Source organism: Streptomyces sp. NPDC006339, from assembly GCF_040612775.1.
Lineage (GTDB): Bacteria > Actinomycetota > Actinomycetes > Streptomycetales > Streptomycetaceae > Streptomyces.
The window spans coordinates 39,041-56,129 of record NZ_JBEXQW010000013.1; the positions used below are offsets into that span (position 1 = coordinate 39,041).

At 70.1% G+C, this 17,089-nt stretch carries 10 protein-coding genes and 1 pseudogene; 6 read left to right on the plus strand and 5 right to left on the minus strand.

Annotated elements, in window-relative coordinates:
- Positions 1-770: 770 nt before the first annotated feature.
- The 5 genes from ABZ135_RS12960 (at position 771) to ABZ135_RS12980 (ending at position 6,261) form a co-directional block, all read left to right on the plus strand.
- Entirely contained in the window at positions 771-2,126 is a 1,356-nt protein-coding gene (locus tag ABZ135_RS12960) for a PQQ-binding-like beta-propeller repeat protein (RefSeq protein ID WP_356694856.1), read from the plus strand.
- 686 nt (positions 2,127-2,812) lie between these two features.
- Positions 2,813-3,226, plus strand: coding sequence for an SSI family serine proteinase inhibitor (locus ABZ135_RS12965; protein WP_356694858.1), 414 nt, complete (start codon positions 2,813-2,815; stop codon positions 3,224-3,226).
- A gap of 424 nt (positions 3,227-3,650) precedes the next feature.
- Entirely contained in the window at positions 3,651-4,406 is a 756-nt protein-coding gene (locus ABZ135_RS12970; RefSeq protein WP_356694860.1) for an FAD-dependent oxidoreductase, read from the plus strand.
- An 866-nt stretch (positions 4,407-5,272) separates the two neighbouring features.
- Positions 5,273-5,470: a hypothetical protein gene (locus ABZ135_RS12975; protein WP_356694862.1), complete on the plus strand. Its 198-nt coding sequence runs from the start codon at positions 5,273-5,275 to the stop codon at positions 5,468-5,470.
- A gap of 257 nt (positions 5,471-5,727) precedes the next feature.
- A complete protein-coding gene (locus tag ABZ135_RS12980; protein WP_356694864.1) occupies positions 5,728-6,261 on the plus strand; it encodes a CbrC family protein in 534 nt (177 codons plus the stop codon).
- On the opposite strand, the pseudogene ABZ135_RS12985 reads toward ABZ135_RS12980, so the two are convergent.
- A pseudogene (locus tag ABZ135_RS12985) lies at positions 6,243-6,874 on the minus strand (IS5 family transposase); the annotation flags it as partial. The gene ABZ135_RS12980 and the pseudogene ABZ135_RS12985 overlap by 19 nt on opposite strands.
- Before the next feature lie 555 nt (positions 6,875-7,429).
- Here ABZ135_RS12985 and ABZ135_RS12990 point away from each other — a divergent pair.
- Positions 7,430-10,849, plus strand: coding sequence for an RHS repeat-associated core domain-containing protein (locus tag ABZ135_RS12990; RefSeq protein ID WP_356694866.1), 3,420 nt, complete (start codon positions 7,430-7,432; stop codon positions 10,847-10,849).
- A 312-nt stretch (positions 10,850-11,161) separates the two neighbouring features.
- Here ABZ135_RS12990 and ABZ135_RS12995 read toward each other — a convergent pair whose 3' ends face one another.
- From ABZ135_RS12995 to ABZ135_RS13010, 4 genes are all read right to left on the minus strand, one after another.
- Positions 11,162-13,195 (minus strand): alpha/beta fold hydrolase, encoded by a 2,034-nt coding sequence (locus ABZ135_RS12995; protein ID WP_356694868.1) that lies wholly within the window; start codon positions 13,193-13,195, stop codon positions 11,162-11,164.
- Positions 13,168-14,952 (minus strand): N-acetylglutaminylglutamine amidotransferase, encoded by a 1,785-nt coding sequence (locus ABZ135_RS13000; RefSeq protein WP_356694870.1) that lies wholly within the window; start codon positions 14,950-14,952, stop codon positions 13,168-13,170. The genes ABZ135_RS12995 and ABZ135_RS13000 overlap by 28 nt, the downstream gene beginning before the upstream one ends.
- A 151-nt stretch (positions 14,953-15,103) precedes the next feature.
- Positions 15,104-16,282: a glutamate--cysteine ligase gene (locus ABZ135_RS13005; RefSeq protein ID WP_356694872.1), complete on the minus strand. Its 1,179-nt coding sequence runs from the start codon at positions 16,280-16,282 to the stop codon at positions 15,104-15,106.
- Between the two features lie 192 nt (positions 16,283-16,474).
- Positions 16,475-16,939, minus strand: a complete 465-nt coding sequence (locus tag ABZ135_RS13010; protein ID WP_356694874.1) for a hypothetical protein — start codon at positions 16,937-16,939, stop codon at positions 16,475-16,477.
- Between the last annotated feature and the right edge of the window lie 150 nt (positions 16,940-17,089).

Sequence of the window (17,089 nt, forward strand, 5' to 3'; positions counted from 1 at the left end):
CAAGAGCCCGGCCGATCGTCATCCGAGGTCGTTCAGGGGCCGCGGACCAAGATCCCGATAACACCCCCGCCGGTGTGGGGCGTAGCCGATCATCGCCGAAGGGACGGCCGCCCAGTGGTCCGGCCCTTCCCCGCGGCTGCGGGGGAAGCCGCAAGCTCGGGCGGCCCAATGCCGGCAGCGCTCGTCACCGCTGCGTCCGCCGGGTAGTTGCCCCTGCCGATGCACCTCGAGAGGGCAGGGCTCACTCGGGCCCTGAAGGACCGAAGGGCCCGAGTGAGCCGATCGTTGCCGGGGACGTCGTACTCGTACACCTCGGTCTACTCCGGCCGCCATCCCGGTCGGTCGAGCTCTCGCTCGGCGTCTGCCAGGACGAGTACAGCCCTGGCCCACTGCACGGCGGCCGCCCTCCCGGTGCACACCGCTGGTGATTTGGCTCATGCCTGGCCGGACAGCCGTGTCTCACGGGCGACATACGTCGTTGCCGTGCGAGCAACGGCGGGATGCCGGAGTGGCGTGCCCTTAGGCCCGCAGGATCGGGCCAGCGACTTCGGGGTGAGCTCGACCTCGACGGCGTTCGCGGTCGTCCCCTGCGGACCAAGCCGAGGTCAGTCCGGGGAGCGAGCGAGCCGGAACCCCGAGTGTGGGTTCTGGCTCGACTTCTGAGTAACGGTGACCACCCGTCGCGGCAACGGGACGAGAGCGGCGCGGGTGATCGTGAGTCCCCTAGTCTGACGGAGCTTCGAGCAGTTCTAGCCAGGGTGGGGATCCGTATGGCAGCGCGCACGACCGACGACACGAAACCGGGACGGGAGCGGTGGCCGCGGCACCGTGGGGGGACCGGGCGGCTTGGCCCCCTGCTCGCGGCCGTCGCCGCGCTGCTCGTTTTCGGCTCCGCCTCGGGCTGCTCCGCTCTGGAAGTCTCGCTGCGCGTCGTCTGGGAGGCACCGGTCGACGACAACGCCCGGGACTACGGCAACGGTGCCTGGCTGGTCGGCGACACGCTCGTCCGCAGTCGCTACGACGCCGTCACCGCCTTCGACGCCGGGTCGGGAGAGCGGCGTTGGCAGTACGCACCGCCGGGGCAGGACCATGTGTGTGCCGTCGGCCGCCGTGTGGCCGGTTCCGTCCTTCTGCTCGCGCGGGGGAACCGGGGCCCGGGCGGTCAGGGCTGCGCGACCGTCGCCGCGCTGGACCTGACGACCGGCCGGGAGCTGTGGCACGTCCGGCGGACCCCAGCCGACCTGACGGAGTCGTTCACCGACATGGTCGCCGCCGGCGGCGGGCTCGCCGTGCTGCGGGACGCCGACGACTTCTGGAACTTCGAGAGCATCCGGCCGGCCGTACCGGCAACGGAGGCCCTGCGCGCCTTCGACCTGCGGACCGGCACCCCGCGCTGGAAGGCCGCCGTCCCGGCCGGTTGTGCGCCCGAGCGGGTCGCCGCCGGCGAGCGACAGGTCCTCGCCGTGCTCACGTGCAGCCGCACCGAACTGCGGCTCGCCGCCTTCGACCGCACCGACGGGAAGGAACGGTGGTCCACGCCGCTCGGCGGCCGCCCGACACCGGGCACGGACGCGCAGGCGACACTGCTGTCGGCCGATCCGGTGCTCGTCCAGGTCGGCGGAACCCAACAGGGCGGCCTGCCGGGGGCCTACCTCACCTTCGGCGAGGACGGCACGCTTTTGGGCCGGATCGAATCCACCGGCCGCCACGGCACCCTCCTGACGCACCGGCCCGAGCTCGTGGCCGTCGCCGACGGGCGGCTCTACGCTGTTGCCGAGGCCAAGCGCGGCAAGCAGTACGTGACCCGGGTGGTCGCCTTCGACCTCACGCAGGGCACCGAGGTGTGGCGGCACGACCTGGACTCCGGCCGCGGCGCCCTCGCGCTCGAAGCGTCCGACGGCCACGTGACCGTCCTCGCCCGTAGCCTCGGCCGCAGGCATGACGGCACGGACGAACTACTGGTCCTCGACGCCGTCACCGGCGACGAGCGGGACAACCGCGACACCGGCGTCGACATCGATCACAAGACGGGCGAGCTCGCGGACCTGCTCACCTACAAGGACCTGGTCGTCGCCGTGCGGTGGGGCTGGGGTGTCCGGCCCTTCTCGGCATACCAGATCGAATGACGTCTTGGACATCAGGGCATCAGGGCGTGAGGACGCGTTGTCGGAAGAGTTCGAATCCGGCACATCCAAACGTCCCGCACCTGAGCATCTTGATCCTGTGACGTGACCTTCGACGACGCCAGAGTTCCAGGGCAGAGCGAGGCCGGCGATGACGGCGTTGAGGTCGCGGTCGATGCCGGCGGCGAGGGTACGGAGACTGGGGGGGTCTCCGCCAGACGGCGTCGAGCCACTCCGGCAGGCGTTCGCCCTGGCCTTGGGTGAGGCTTGGGTGAGGACGGTCTTGGGCTGGAACTGTTCGGGCTCGGCAAAGGGCTTCCGGACGCCGTCCGGGCGGCGGATCCCTCCGGTGACCGTGCGAGCGAGGATGGCCGGGCGGTCGCCGACCGTGGAGAGGTGCGCTTGTCGTGAGGTGGATACGGAAGCGCTGGTAGCTGACCTTGCAGCGGAGCGGCACGCTCTCCTCCCCCAACGCACTCCGGCCCTCTCCTCGCCCTCCGCATCATCACCCGTTCGGCCAGGTCCTGGACGCCGCTCTGACGAACACACGACACCTCGACAAGGTCAGACGTGGGCAGGGCGAACGGCCCTCACGCAGGTACACACAGCCCGACCACGGGCCTCGAGAGCACTGCCAGGGCGCTGATCGTAGAAGGTGACCTCTCGCTTGCCGAGTCGTTGCCTCGATCATGAGAACAAAGATCGTCGCAACCGTACTGGGCGGTGCCTTCGCCGCCATCCTGTCCGGCACGGCATCGGCCGATCCCGCGCCCACGACCCGCCTGGAACTGACCATCGAGCACCCGGGCCCAGAGGACGCCCCTCCGGGGGAGTCCGCCGCACCGGCGAACCGCAGGACGGTCGTCCTGTCGTGCTCCCCCGCGGCAGGCAGCCACCCCAGGCCCGACCGAGCCTGTGCCGATCTGGATGCCAGCGAAGGCAGGATCGAGACCCCGCCCGGCGACGTCGCATGCATTCTGCTGTACGACCCCGTCATCGCCACCGCTCACGGCACCTGGCAAGGACGCCCGGTGGAATTCAAGAGGCAGTACGGCAACGACTGCGAGATGCACGCGAAGACGCGGAACATCTTCAAGTTCTAGGACACCCCCGCAGCGCAGCGAGGCCCGCCGGTGCCGGGGACACGGCGCGCGGTCCCGGCCAGCGCCTGCCCCGGTCTAGGGGCCGACTATGAGGAACGGGGCGGGGGGCGGGGTGGGACAGGCTCCGGCGGGTCGTTACGGCGGTCATCGTACGGCGTGGACGGCGGCGGCCTCCCCACGCCCCGCGACCACGCCCCGGCTCGACGTCGGCGGCCGGGCTCAGGCCCGAGCCGGTCGCCCATCGCCAAGCTGCCACCGACACCTGACCTCTTCCTCTACATCGGCCACCCGATCCCGTAGCGCCGGTAACGTGATGATGTGCCTAGTGTCACCTCGACTGGTTTCACGTCTCAGCGGGCCTGCGGTGTCTTGGGGGGCATGACGGAACATAGCTCACCCAACAACAAGGGTGTCGTGGTCGGCGGTGGCTACGCCGGAACGCTCGCGGCCGCGGCTGCACCAGTTTGTCGCCGGCACCGGCGAGGCCGAGGTGGACTACGGCACGCTGCTCGGCGCCGAGGTCCGGTTGGTCGTCGACAGCGCCACGCGCATCGACGCCTCCACCCGCACGGTGGAACTGGCGTGGGGGCGCACGCTGGACTACGACTACGTCATCTACGCGGTCGGCAACACCGTGGCGACTCCGTCAGTGCGGGGCCCGACCGGTTTCTCCTTCTCCCTGAGTGAGTTCGAGCCCGCCCAGCACCTGCGCACCAGGCTGGGAGAGGTGCCGCTCGACGCTCAGGTCAGCGTCGTCGGCGGCGGCTTGGCCGGCATCGAGACCGCCGCCGAACTGGCCGAGCAAGGACGTGCGGTCACCCCGATCTGCGGCACGAACCCGGCGCCGCCGTTCAGCTCGCCCGGTCGCCGGTCCATCGCCAAGTGGCTGTCCCGGCACGGTGTCGCCGTGCTCGAGCATGACCCGGTAGCCGAGCTCCGGCCGAACGCGGTCGTCCTCGCAAGCGGTATGGTGCGGTCGAGTGCGCTCACCATCTGGGCGGCCGGTTTCGGCGTGCCCGAACTGGGCCGAGCCAGTGGGGTGCACACCGACATGCTCGGCCGGCTGCTCACCGACGAGACCCTGACCAGGCTCGACGACGACCGTGTCGTCGCGGCACGCGACGCAGCGGCGCCGTCGGATCGGCCGCTGCGGTGGAGCTCCTACGCGACGGACCCCTGAACGGAGCCCTCTCCGGTCTCCTGGGCGCCGACTCGGCTACATGCAAGGAGGGAAGAGAATTCGAGGAGCGGTTTCATCCCTGCCGTCGACAGACACAGACGAGCGGGTGCGACCGTCCGCCTCGTGGGCACCGAGAAGAGCCGGTCCTCCGCTGCCGGCGTCGAAGATGCGTGGCGCCCCCATCGCCCGCAACATGGACTACGTCCAACGAGAGGGGGTACTTCGTGACCACTTCTCTCTAGCAATGTTGCTCGCAAAGGACTTCAAGGTGCTCCACAAGCCCTTGGGCGCCGTTTCTGATAACGGCCTGCGGCGGCAAGGGACTGTGGTCGGTTCGTCATGCGCTGTTGCTTCCGCCAACAAGGCATGCGCCGTCCGAGTTCCCGTTCCTCTCGCACAGGCCGCAGCCTAAGCTTCCCCGTCCGCCGGGGCGGTCACCCCTGTGATGGTGGAAACCTGCACGTCTTCGAACGAGGCTTCCGGGGTAGAGCCTGTCCGATGGGTCCGTAGGTGACCTTGGTCGGCTCCTAAACTGTGGCGCTATGGAGAACCAGCTCACCCATGAGGCAAGTGCCTTCGTCAATTTTCGGAGCTACAAGTTCCAAGATCCGAGGGCACACGGCTACAGGTGAGTCGACATCAAGCGCCTGCGGATCCCAGCTGAGTCCTGCGACGCCCGGGAACTGCTCGCGGCGCTCATCGGGCATGAACAGTTCCGGGACGACTACGCGGGCGGCGGAGTCCTCCCGGAGGGATCCAGGCACGGCCCGTATTGGCTGAGGCTGGTCACCCCCGACGTCTACGAAGCCGTCAGCCGGGAGAAGAGTGCGCACCTCCTGTGGGGGTGGGTGAAGCAGTTTGGGGACGTGCCTTACGAACTGGAGGCGGATCTGCAGCAGGAGGTGTTCGACCGCTTGGCGGCGGCCCACCAGATCTACTATCTGAGCGGGCTCGGGGATGAGGCCATTCATGACTGGGGGCGTGTGCACGAGGACTTCCACGAGTTCGTGCTCGTCGACCGCTCGGATGGACGGATCACTCTCCTCGTAGCGGCCGACGACTGAGTCGCCGGGCATGGCTACTGTGGAAGGGCATCTGAGGAATCAGGGGCGGAGTCACAGGCGAAGCGCGGCCAAAGTCACCGTGCCGTGGGAATACGTAGGCTCTTTTGTCGTCGGTCTTCCAGCACTTAGAAGCCATCTCAATTGGCTAGGCTGGCAGGTGTCCGACGTCGCCGCTTGATCGCGGGCCTTCTTACGGACAGACTGCCCACCATGGTGTCAATAGGCATGGCCACCGAGGTGCAGATCGGGAAGCGGCGATGAGCGCCAGCCTGCCCTCCTTCCGCTATCACCCAGACCCCCTCGCAAGCGGGTCGATCCGTGCTGCCGCCGAGGCGTGCGCCTGCTGCAGCCGCAGCACCGGCTGGATCTACACGGCGACCTTCTACTCTGCCCACGAGGTCAGCGGACGTTTCTGTCCATGGTGCATCGCTGACGGGAGCGCGGCTGAACGCTTCGCTGGTGAATTCATCGACTCCTACGAGCTGGACGGTGTCAGCGAGGACGTCTTGCATGCGGTGACCCGTCGCACCCCTGGATTTCACGCCTGGCAGGATCCGCACTGGCTCGTTCACTGCCACGACGCGGCCGCCTTCGTGGGCGAAGTCGGGTACACCGAGTTGGTGGCGCATCCTGAAGCCCTTGAGCATCTGCGGGCCGACATGCGTCTCGACGGCTGGCACGAGGAAAATCAGCTTGAGCACTTCTTGACCCACCTGGGCGAGGGGGCGACCGCCATGCTCTTCCGCTGCACCGTCTGCGGCGTCCACCTCGCCTACGCCGACGCGTCCTGAAGACGGTCCGTCTTGTTGAGTCTGCGGTAGCAGATGAGGGTGCAGGCGATGCTGGTGAAGGCCAGGAAGTGGTCGGCTTTGCGTTCGTAGCGGCGGTGTAGGCGGCGGCAGCCTGCGAGCCAGGACATGGTGCGTTCGATGGTCCAGCGGTGGCGGCCCAGCCGCTGCGAGGACTCGATTCCCTTGCGGGCGATGCGGTGGGTGATCCCGCGCTGCCGTAACCATCGCCGCAGGTGGTCGTAGTCGTATCCCTTGTCGGCGTGGAGCTTGCACGGCTTGCGCCGTCGTCGGCCGCGGCGAGAGCGGATCGGCGGTATACCTTGCACCAGCGGGATCAGGGCCTGGCTGTCGTTCAGGTTCGCCCCCGAGATCCCGACGGGCAAGGGCAGACCGGTCGTCTCGGTGATCAAGTGGATCTTCGAGCCGTACTTGCCCCGGTCGACAGGATTCGGGCCCGTCAGGTCCCCCTTTTCAAGGCCCGCATGTTCACCGAGTCGATCGCGCAGCGGGACCAGTCGAGCTCGCCTCGGGAGCCGAGTTCGTCCAGGACCAGGCGATGGAGCTTGGCCCACACCCTGGCCTTCGTCCACTCGGCGAAGCGGCAGGTGAGACCGCATTGCCCGAGTGAATGCCTCGCCCTGAACGGCAGTTCGGCGCGCACGGTCCGGTGGACCAGGAACAGGGCCGCGCCGTCGGCATCCGCTGAGGCACGGCTCCCGGTCGCCGGGAGCCGGGCCGGCCCGGGCCGGGGTCCGCCTCACGACGTGTCGTCGGGCGTTGATAGGCGGCGCTGCGTGTCGTCAAGGATGTCGTTGTTGAGGGCGACGAGGGCAAACCGCCACAGCGTCATCGCCGGCGCCGTCCATCGAGGTCTGCGGGCGCCAGTGACGTGACGGTCGGTTTCCAGCCGTCTTCAGACAGGTCCGTATCCAGCCCATATGACAACTGTTGCCATGTGACACGGATACCGGAAGACCATCCGCTTCGGATCTTCGTCTGGTTATCGCCCGCATGTACGAGGAGTTCGAGGGCAGAGCGGGGTTCGCCGCAGCCGGGCTGTGGCAGCGTGTGCGGCTCCGGTGGCCGATGGGGCCGCTGTGACAACTCTTCTCGTGGGGGGAAGTGCATGACTTCGCGTGCTTCCGGCACGCCTTCTCGGCGTGCCCGTATGGCGGCAAGACACTCCCTGACGGCAGCGACTGCGGTCCTCGCGCTGGGCGCGTCCTCGCTGCCGGCGCTCGCCGCCTCGCCGGCGGCGGATCCGGGGGCCGGCTCGGTGTGGGGCAAGAAGGCGGCGCCGCTGGAAGTCCCGCCCGTGAGAGTGGGATCGACCCGACCGGTGGCCTCGCGGGCCGAGGCTCCCCCCTCGAAGGAGGAGGCCGCCTGGCGTTCGGCGCAGAGGGAGCGCGTACGCACCTCGGCGAAGGCGTCCTCCAAGGAGCAGCGTTTCTCAGCGGCCCCTTCGGCGGATGCGGGCGTGCTCACATGGGTGCCGGAGGGGCAGGGGTCGGTGCCCTGGCATCAGATCTCGGAGTTCCGTATCACCGACTCCCTCGTGGCGCGGATCAACCTGTCCAACGGCAACCTGATGCTGGCGGCGACCGACTTCGAGGTCGCCGGGGTGGGCCAGAAGCTGCGCCTGGCGCGTACGTACAACTCGCTGCAAGGGCCTTACGGCAAGGTGTCGGACCGCTGGTGGCAGGAGTACGAGCGCTACCTGCACGTCTTCACGAACGAGGTCGTGGTCTACGACGCGACGGGTGACGCGGTCCGCTTCACGAAGAACGCCGACGGCACGCTCACCACGCCCAAGGGATATTCGAAGGATCTGAAGAAGAACGCGGATGGCACCTACACGCTGACCAACCGGAAGTCCGGCGCCAAGGACACCTACGACGCGAACGGGACGCTGACGAAGGTTACCGATCGCAACAAGGGCACCATCACCGTCGAGCAGCACGACGACGGCACCGAGCACAAGGGCTTCAAGCTGACCGAGACCCGCTCGGGCCGCTGGATCGACCTGCTCAAGACGTACCCCGGCCAGTGGCAGGCCAAGGACCACACCGGCCGTACCGCTGTCTTCGATCTGGACGGCGGGGGGAACCTGGCGCGCACCACGGACACCGAAGGCAAGACCACCACCTATGCCTTCGACGCCGACGGGAGGATTTCGAAGGTCACCACTCCCGAGGGCCGGGTGACGGTCTTCACCTACGACGCCGAGAACCGCGTCACCTCCATGCTGCGGGCGACCCAGACCGGCGGCTCCGGACACACCGGCCCCACGTACACCTACTCCTACACCGGCGTCTATCCCTGGGACGCGGGGACCACGACGGTCACCGACCCCGAGCAGCACGCCACGAAGTACGAGCACGACGGCGACGGCAAGGTCACCAAGGTGACCGACGCGCTCGGCCGTTCCCGCTCCAGGACCTTCGACGCGAACAACAACGTCCAGACCGCGACGGACGCGATGGGCGTCGGCGGCGTCGGCGGGAACGTGACCACCTACGGCTGGGACACACGCAACAATCTCACCTCGGCGAAGCTGCCCACCGGTGCCACGTCGGCCCTGAGTGGCTATCAGACCCTGTCGGGGGCGGACCTTCCCGGCAGCATGACCACGGCCGACGGGGAGAAGACGGACTACACGTACGACACGGCCGGCAACACCAAGTCGGTCGCTGTGACCGGTACCGGCGGCGGCACGCAGTCCTTCGACTACAACCCCGCCACACCGACGTGCGGTGGGTTCGAGGGCCAGCGCTGCAAGGTCACGACGAAGATGTCGTCGACCAAGTCGGTCTCCACATCCTTCACGTACGACGCGAAGGGCGATCTGACGAGGGTCACTCCGCCCGCGCCGCTCGGTGTGACGACGTACACCTACGACGGCCTGGGCCGTCCCGTCACCGTCAAGGACGGTCGCGGTGTCACGACTCTCTACACCTACGACCATCGCGACCGGATCACCAAGGTCGACACCTCCGGCTACGCCACCGTCACCTACGCCTACGACGGCGACGGCAACCTCACCCAGCGCTCCGACGGCACCGGGGTCATCACGTACGAGTTCGACCCGCTGTCGCGCGAGACCGTGCGCACCTTGCAGAACGGCTCGCAGACACGCCTGACCTACACGCCGGCGGGCAACGTGGACACCTATGAGGACCCGGCGGGTCTCACGGACTACACCTGGAACGAGGTCAACAGCCTCAAGCAGTTCAAGGATCCGACCGGCAGGGTCACCACGTACACGTACAACAACAACGACATCCGCACGAAGACGACGTACCCCGGTGGCACCGCCCAGGAGGTCACGCTCGACAAGTCGAACCGACCGGAGAAGATCCGGGCGACGTCCCCGAAGGGCACGCTGGTCGATCTCGCCTACACCTACGGCTACGACCACGACGCCAACGCCACCACCCCGCTCAAGGACGGTGACAAGATCCGGACCCGCACGGACGCGGTCGCGGGGATGAAGACGACCTACACCTACGACGGTGCCGGCCGGTTCTCCTACGCCAAGGAGGAGAAGGGCACCACCCTCAACTCGTCCTGGCAGTACTGCTACGACCTGGCCGGCAACCTCACCTCCCAGGGCGTCGACCCGGGCTGCCCTCGCGGCACCACCTACACGATCAACGACGCCCAGCAGATCACCGGGAAGAACGGCGTCGCCACGAACTGGTCCTACGACAAGGTCGGCAACGAGACCGCCGGTGCCTCCACCCCCGAAGGCACCCGCACGGCCGCAACGTGGTCCGACCACTCCCAGATGACGTCGGTCACCGTGGGTGGCAAGACCTACGCCGGTCAGTACGGCTCGACGGACCAGAGCGAGCGGATCAAGCTGGGCGACACGTTCTTCCACAACGGGCCCCTCGGCCTGTCGGCGAAGAGCGTGGGCGGCGTGGACATGGGATTCAACCGTGAGCCCGGGGGCACCCTGAACTCCATGACCACCGGGGGCAAGTCCTACTACTACCTCACCGACGCGCTCGGTTCGGTCGTGGCACTGGCCGACGAGGCCGGGACCAAGGTCAACACGTACTCCTACAGCCCCCGAGGCGTCCAGCGTGCCGGAACCTCGGAACAGGTCCCGCAGCCGTACCAGTTCGCCGGCGGCTACCACGACGCCACCGGCCTCTACCACTTCGCCGCCCGCTACTACGATCCCCACATCGGCCGATTCACCAGCCCCGATCCTTCCGGCCAGGAGAAGAATCCCTACCTCTACGCCGAGGGCGACCCCGTCAACCGCATCGACCCCACCGGCCTGTTCAGCCTCGGAGACGGGTTGGGGCTGGCCGGCACCGCCCTGGGGCTCGCCTCCGTCTTCATCCCCGGCGGCGCGCTGGTGGCAGGCGGCCTCGCGGTTGCCTCCGCGGGACTGGAGATGGCGGGAGCAGCGGCCAACGGGGAGAGCGGATCGAAGATCGCGATGACCGGAGTGGTCGGTTTCGTGGGCGGGAAGGTCGGCGTCGCCAGCAAATTGCTCGGTGCCGGAAAGACGCTCGACCGATCCATCGGACTGGGGTACTGGGGCATGGGCGCGGCAGCCGGCGTGGTCGCGTAGACGGTAGTCGGTAGGCGGTAGACAAGGGAGGGTACGAAACATGGAGCTCGCTCGCTCGGGATTCGCAAGCCTGCCCACAGGGCTTGCCCTCGGGGTACTGGTCGTAGGTCTCGTGGTCGGACTTCTGATCATCATGCGAGGCAGACGCAAGTAGCCCACCCACCTCAGGCGGCCCGTCGAAGCGTTCGACGACGGGCCGCCCCCACGTTTTTGTCCCGCCCGCCTGGGTGCCCGGGTGCCCCGGTGGACGCGTGCCCCGGTGCACGGGATACGGCCGGGCCCGGAGTCGGACCGTCCATCGTTGCCCGGCGCTCAGGCGCCGAGCCACCGTTGGAGCCAGTCCGCGGCGGTGCGCCGGAAGAGGCGGCGGCTCTCCGCGCGGCGGAAGTCGTGGCCCTCCTCGTGGAGGAGGAGCAGTTCGGCTTCGAGGCCGCGTTCCCGGGCCGCCTGGACGATCTGTTCGGATTCGCGCGGCGGGACGTTGGTGTCGTGTTCGCCGTGGACCGCGAGCAGCGGGACCCGGAGGGCGTCGACGCGGCTCATCGGGGACAGGGCGTGCAGCAGCGCCCGGTCCCGGTCGGGGTGCCCGTACTTGTGGGCCGCCGACTTCGCCAGCCACGGCTCGGTGCCGGCGAAGAAGGTGCCGAAGTCCGACATGCCGCAGACGGTGACGCCGGTACGGAACAGTTCGGGGTGCCACACGAGGGAGGCGAGGGTGAGGTAGCCGCCGTACGAGTGGCCCATGACGGCGAGGCGGCGGGGGTCGGCGAGACCGGCCTCGATCACGTGCGCCGCGCAGTCGGCCACGTCCGCGATCGCCGCGAACCGCCCCTCGCCGAGGTCGGCGTCGCGGAAGGAGCGGCCCCAGCCCGAGGAGCCCCGGACGTCCGGGGCGAAGACGTCGAGGCCCCGGCCGAGCAGCTCGTGGTAGAGCGGTGCGAAGACCGGGCGTTCCTGGTCCTCGGGGCCGCCGTGCAGGTGCAGCACGCACGGCGCCGGTTCCCCGGGCCCGCGGCCGGGCGCCCGGTGGTACCAGCCGCCCAGGAGGAGACCGTCCCGGGCCCTTGGGCGCAGGGGGGCCGGCCGTACGGGGGGAGGCCCCGGCGGGACGGTCTCGGCGTCCGGGGCCGTCCACGGGGTGCGTACGGCGGCGGCCGTGCCCGGCACGTGCCACACCCCGGGCCGCCGCTGGGATCCCGACAGGGCGAGCAGCATCCCGTACGGCCCGGCGGGCGTGACACGGGTGACCACTTCGTGCGCCGGCTCCACGGCCCGGGGCGGGTACGGCGCCGTGCCCTCCCCGGTCAGCGGCACGGTCTCCAGTTCGCTGGTGGCCCGGACGTTCCACGCCAACGCGGCCCGTCGGCCGTCCTCGACGAAGGCGAGCAGTTCCAGATCACAGTCGTGTCGTTCGGCGACCACGCGGAGGCCGGTGCGCGCTCCCGTCTCGTCGAGGTCCAGGGCGAGCAGCGCCGCGAACTCGCGCTCGTGGTCGCTGCGCAGCCACACCGTACGGCCGTCCGCCGAGAAGCGGCCGATCCACGGGTCGCCGTCCGCCACGGGCAGCGTGCAGACCTGTGTCCGGTCGGACAGGCGCACCACCACCGCCTCGCGGCCTCCGCGCGGCCCGCGGCGCAGCAGGGCGAGGCGCCCGTCGGGGCTGATGTCGCACACCCGCAGCGTCGCCGCCTCGGTCTCGTCGGCCAGGAGCACGGGCGCGGTGGTCCCCGACGGATCGAGCAGGTAGGCGGTGAGGCGGTCGTGGACCGGCGGGCCGCCGTCCTCGGCGCCGTAGCCTCCGGGATCCAGGAGGGTGGCGTGGCCGTCCCGCTCGGTCCAGCCCACGGGGCGTTCGGCCAGGGAGAGCAGGTCGGGCCGGTCGGCGACGGGTTCCGCGATCGTGACCGCGAGCGCCGAGCCGTCCCGGGTCCAGCAGCCCAGGTACGCCGAGGAGCCCGGCTCGGCGCCGGACATGATCCGGCGGTCCGAGCCGTCCGGGCGGACGCACAGCACCCGGGTGTGGCCGCTGCCGCCGGGGGCCACGGTGTAGGCGATCCACTGGCCGTCCGGCGACCAGGACACCTCGGTGACATGGTCAGGACCGGCGTCCAGGAGGCGTGCCTCCTCCTCCCCGCCCACGGGGCCCGCCCACAGTTGCGGTACTCCCCCGCGGTCGCAGATGAAGGTCGCACGCTCGCCGCCGGGGTCCGCGGACGGGTACCAGCAGGCGTGCGCCGCCAGTCCTCTGGGGGCGTCCGGGGGGCCGGCGGCCGCGGCCAGCGGCTGTGTCGCGGGGGCGGCCGCCGGGCTCTCGGAGGTCAGTCGATGCCGTGCGTCTGCAGCCATATCTCCAGCAACGCTACCTGCCACAGGGCGTTGGCCCCTCGGTTCGTACGGTGGTCGTCGGGCGCTTCGAGGAGTGCGGCGACGTAGTCGTCCCGGAAGAGACCGCGCCGGCGCGCGGCGGGCGCGGACAGGGCGTCCCGCACCCGTTGCAGGACCGGCGGGGCCATCCGGCGGATGGCCGGTACGGGGAAGTAGCCCTTCTGCCGGTCGACGATGTCCACCGGCAGCACCGTGCGCCCCACGTCCTTCAGCACGCCCTTGCCGCCCTGGGCCAGCTTGAGTTCGGGCGGGCAGGCCGCGGCGAGCTCGACGAGTTCGTGGTCGAGGAACGGCACCCGGGCCTCCAGACCCCAGTCCATGGTCATGTTGTCGACCCGCTTGACCGGGTCGTCGACGAGCATGACGTGTGCCTCCGTGCGCAGGGCGGCGTCGAGGGCGGTCTGCGCGCCCGGAGCGGCCATGTGCGTACGGATGTACTCCCGGGACGGGTCGCCGTCGGCCAGCATGCCGGGCTGCAGGATCTTCGCCAGCTCGGCGTGCGGCCGGTCGGAGTATGCCTGGACGTAGCGCTCGGCCGCCTCCTCGCGGGAGACCTCGGCCATGGCCGGGTGCCAGTGGTATCCGGCGAAGACCTCGTCGGCGCCCTGGCCGCTCTGGACGACGCTGACCTCCTTGGCGACGAGCTCCGACAGGAGGTGGAAGGCGACGACGTCATGGCTCGTCATCGGCTCGCTCATGGCGGCCACCGCGCCGTCGAGGGCGGTGGACACGCGGTCGGAGGGCACCATCAGTTGGTGGTGGTCGGTCTCGAAGCGCCGCGCCACCTGGTCGGAGTAGAAGAACTCGTCGCCCTCCTCGTCGGCCTCCGACTCGAAGCCGACGCTGAAGGTGGCCAGGTCCTTCTGCCCCTCCTCGGCGAGCAGGGCGACGATCAGACTGGAGTCGAGGCCGCCGGAGAGCAGGACCCCGACCGGTACGTCGGCGACCATCCGGCGGCGGACGGCGGTGCGCAGCGCCGCGAGGACGGCGTCGCGCCAGTCCTGCGCGTCCATTCCGGCGTACTCGCTCCGGCGGGTGTAGGAGGGCTGCCAGTAGCGGTGGTCCCGTCGCGAGCCGTCCGGCTCGACCACCCGCACGGTGGCGGGCGGGAGCTTGCGCACGCCGGCGAGGACGGTACGCGGGGCGGGGACGGTGGACTGCCAGCTCATGTAGTGGTGCACGGCGACCGGATCGAGCGACGTGTCCACGTCGCCGGCCGCGAGGAGGGCGGGGAGCGTGGAGGCGAACCGCAGCCGTCCCGGCCGCTCCGCCAGATAGAGGGGCTTGATGCCCAGCCGGTCACGGGCGAGCACCAGCCTGCCGGTGGCGTGCTCCGCGATCGCCACCGCGAACATGCCGACGAGGTGCTGGACGAAGTCGGTGCCCCATTCGCGGTACGCCCTGAGCACGACCTCGGTGTCCGAGGTGGTTCGGAAGCGGTGTCCCAGGTGCCGCAGTCTCTCCCGCAGCTCCTCGTAGTTGTAGACGCAGCCGTTGAAGACGCAGGTGAGGCCCGCTTCCTCGTCCGTCATCGGCTGGGCCGCGCGGTCCGACAGGTCGATGATCTTCAGCCGCCGGTGTCCGAGGGCGATGGCGCCCCGGGACCACAGGCCCTGACCGTCGGGCCCTCGGGCCTCGAGCCGGTCGGTCATCCGCTCCACGGCGGCCAGGTCGGGCCGCTCGCCGTCGAAGCGTATCTCTCCGCTCAGGCCGCACACGCCGGACCTCCCAGGGCGAAGGTGACGTGCGCGGGGCACGGGGAAGGGGCGTGAGGTTTTCGCATGATCTTGCTCCTTGCTCGGATGGCGATGCGGTTCGGGTACGCAGGGGGTCTCGACGCGGGCGGCGGTGGGGCGGGCTCGCGGAGTGCTAGGCGCTCGCCGCCGTCCAGCCGTCCCGCCGGGGGTGCAGGCTTCGGACGCGTCCGCGGTCCCGACGGCCGCGAGCGGGGCGGAGCGTCTCCCCCCGCGTCTGGGCGAGGACGTCGTCCACGGCCGCGAGCAGGTCTTCCTCGGCGGCCTTCCGCCGCAGGCGGTGGGCCGCGCTGCCGCGCGCCAGGGCCTCCTCGGTCAGGGCCTCGACGACCTCCCGGTCCCCGTACTCCTCCAGCCTCGGGCGCAGCCGCCGGAGCATGCCGCGTACGACCTCCGGCGCGGGGGCCGCGAGCCGGGTGACGGGGTCGACCAGGTCCCCTTCGAGACCGGAGCGAGCGGCCCGCCAGGTGGCGGCGCGCAGCCATTCGTGCCGGCCGTCGCACCCCGCGCTGCCGGTGGTCCGGACCTTCTCGCATGCCTCGGTGACCAGCGCCCGGAAGAGCGCGGCGATCAGCACCACCGTCTCGACGCGGGGGCAGGCGTCGCAGATGCGCAGTTCGAGGGTCTGCAGGTGGGCCGACGGGCGGAGGTCGTAGTAGATCATCCCGGGGTCGCTGATGACGCCCGAGCGCACCAGCTCGTCCAGGGTCCGGTCGTAGTCCTCCGCACCGGCGAAGCATGCGGGCGGGCCGGAGGTGGGCCAGCGCTGCCAGACCATGGTGCGCCAGCTCGCGTATCCGGTATCGGCGCCGAGCCAGAAGGGAGAGCTGGCGGACAGGGCCAGGAGCGGCGGCAGCCACGGGGTGATGGCACACATGGCCCGGACGGCGGTGTCCCGGTCCGGGACGTCGATGTGCACCTGCGCACCGCAGATGAGCTGCTCGTCCGCGAGGCGCCGGTACTCGTCCGCCATGTGCAGATAGCGCTCGTCGGAGGTGGTGGGCACGGTGCCGAGCCGGGTCAGCGGGGCGGTGCCCGCGGCCGCGATCGCCAGGCCCTGGGAGGAGGCGGCCCTGTCGAGCCGGGCCCGTGACGCGGCCAGGTCCGCGCGCAGGTCCTCCAGGTTCTGGTGCACCCCGCTGTTCGCCTCCACCACGGACTGGGCGAACTCGCGCGTGCAGCCTTCCGCCCGCCGGCCTAGTCTGCCGAGGACGGCATCGGCTTGTGGGGCCAGTTCCCCGCTCTCGACATCGATCACGTGGAACTCTTCCTCGACCCCGATCCGGACCGTCACGGCGCCTCCTTCTGGACGACTCGGCGTACTCTCCGACCGGCCTGTCACGATCGATTCCGCCGGTGTGGCCGTACGAGTGCCCGGCCCGGCCGCGTCCACACCTCAACGCTCACATGTGTTGCAATGTGCTCAGGCGAGCGGAGACTCACCTCGGAACGGGACGGCCAGCCACGCGCTTCCGAGGCCGAACCGTCAGGTGAGTCGTTTCCAGGTCTGACAGCCGGAAGTCTGGAATGCCTTGTCGGTGGCGAGGATGGTGACGGTGGCCGGGCCTTTGCCGGCGTGGTTGGCGACGATGTCGCCGAGCTCACCCGTGGTGCCTTTGAGACGGGCCCAGTAGCAGTCGGCCAGTCCGTCGGCGGGTCCGGCGCTGCGGTAAGTGCCGGGCTGGACCTCGGAGCCGACGAGAAACGTGCCGTCACCAGGAATCTCCTGTGCGGTGGCCTTCGTCGTCCCGCGCTGCTCGGCGGGTGTGCGGGCCGGAGCCGTCTGGGAGGGAGTGGAGGCGGGCGGCGGGGTCTGAGGACCTGCCGTCGTGCTGTCAGGGGCCGCAGGCGGCTGAGAGCCACCGGTTTCGGTGCCGCCGCTTGAGCCCACGAGGGCGATGAGCACCCCCACGAGGAGCCCGCCGAGAGCCGCCAGGGAGTGCGTCAGCACGGATCGGCGGCCACGGCCAGCCCTCGGCGAGGAAGGCGGCGAGGACGGCTGCCCCCATTGTGGTCCCCGTGGCGGTCCCGTCGGACTGGCGCTATCCGGCATGGCTCCAGAGTGCGGCCCACGACGACCGCCCGCATCACGGATCTTCCG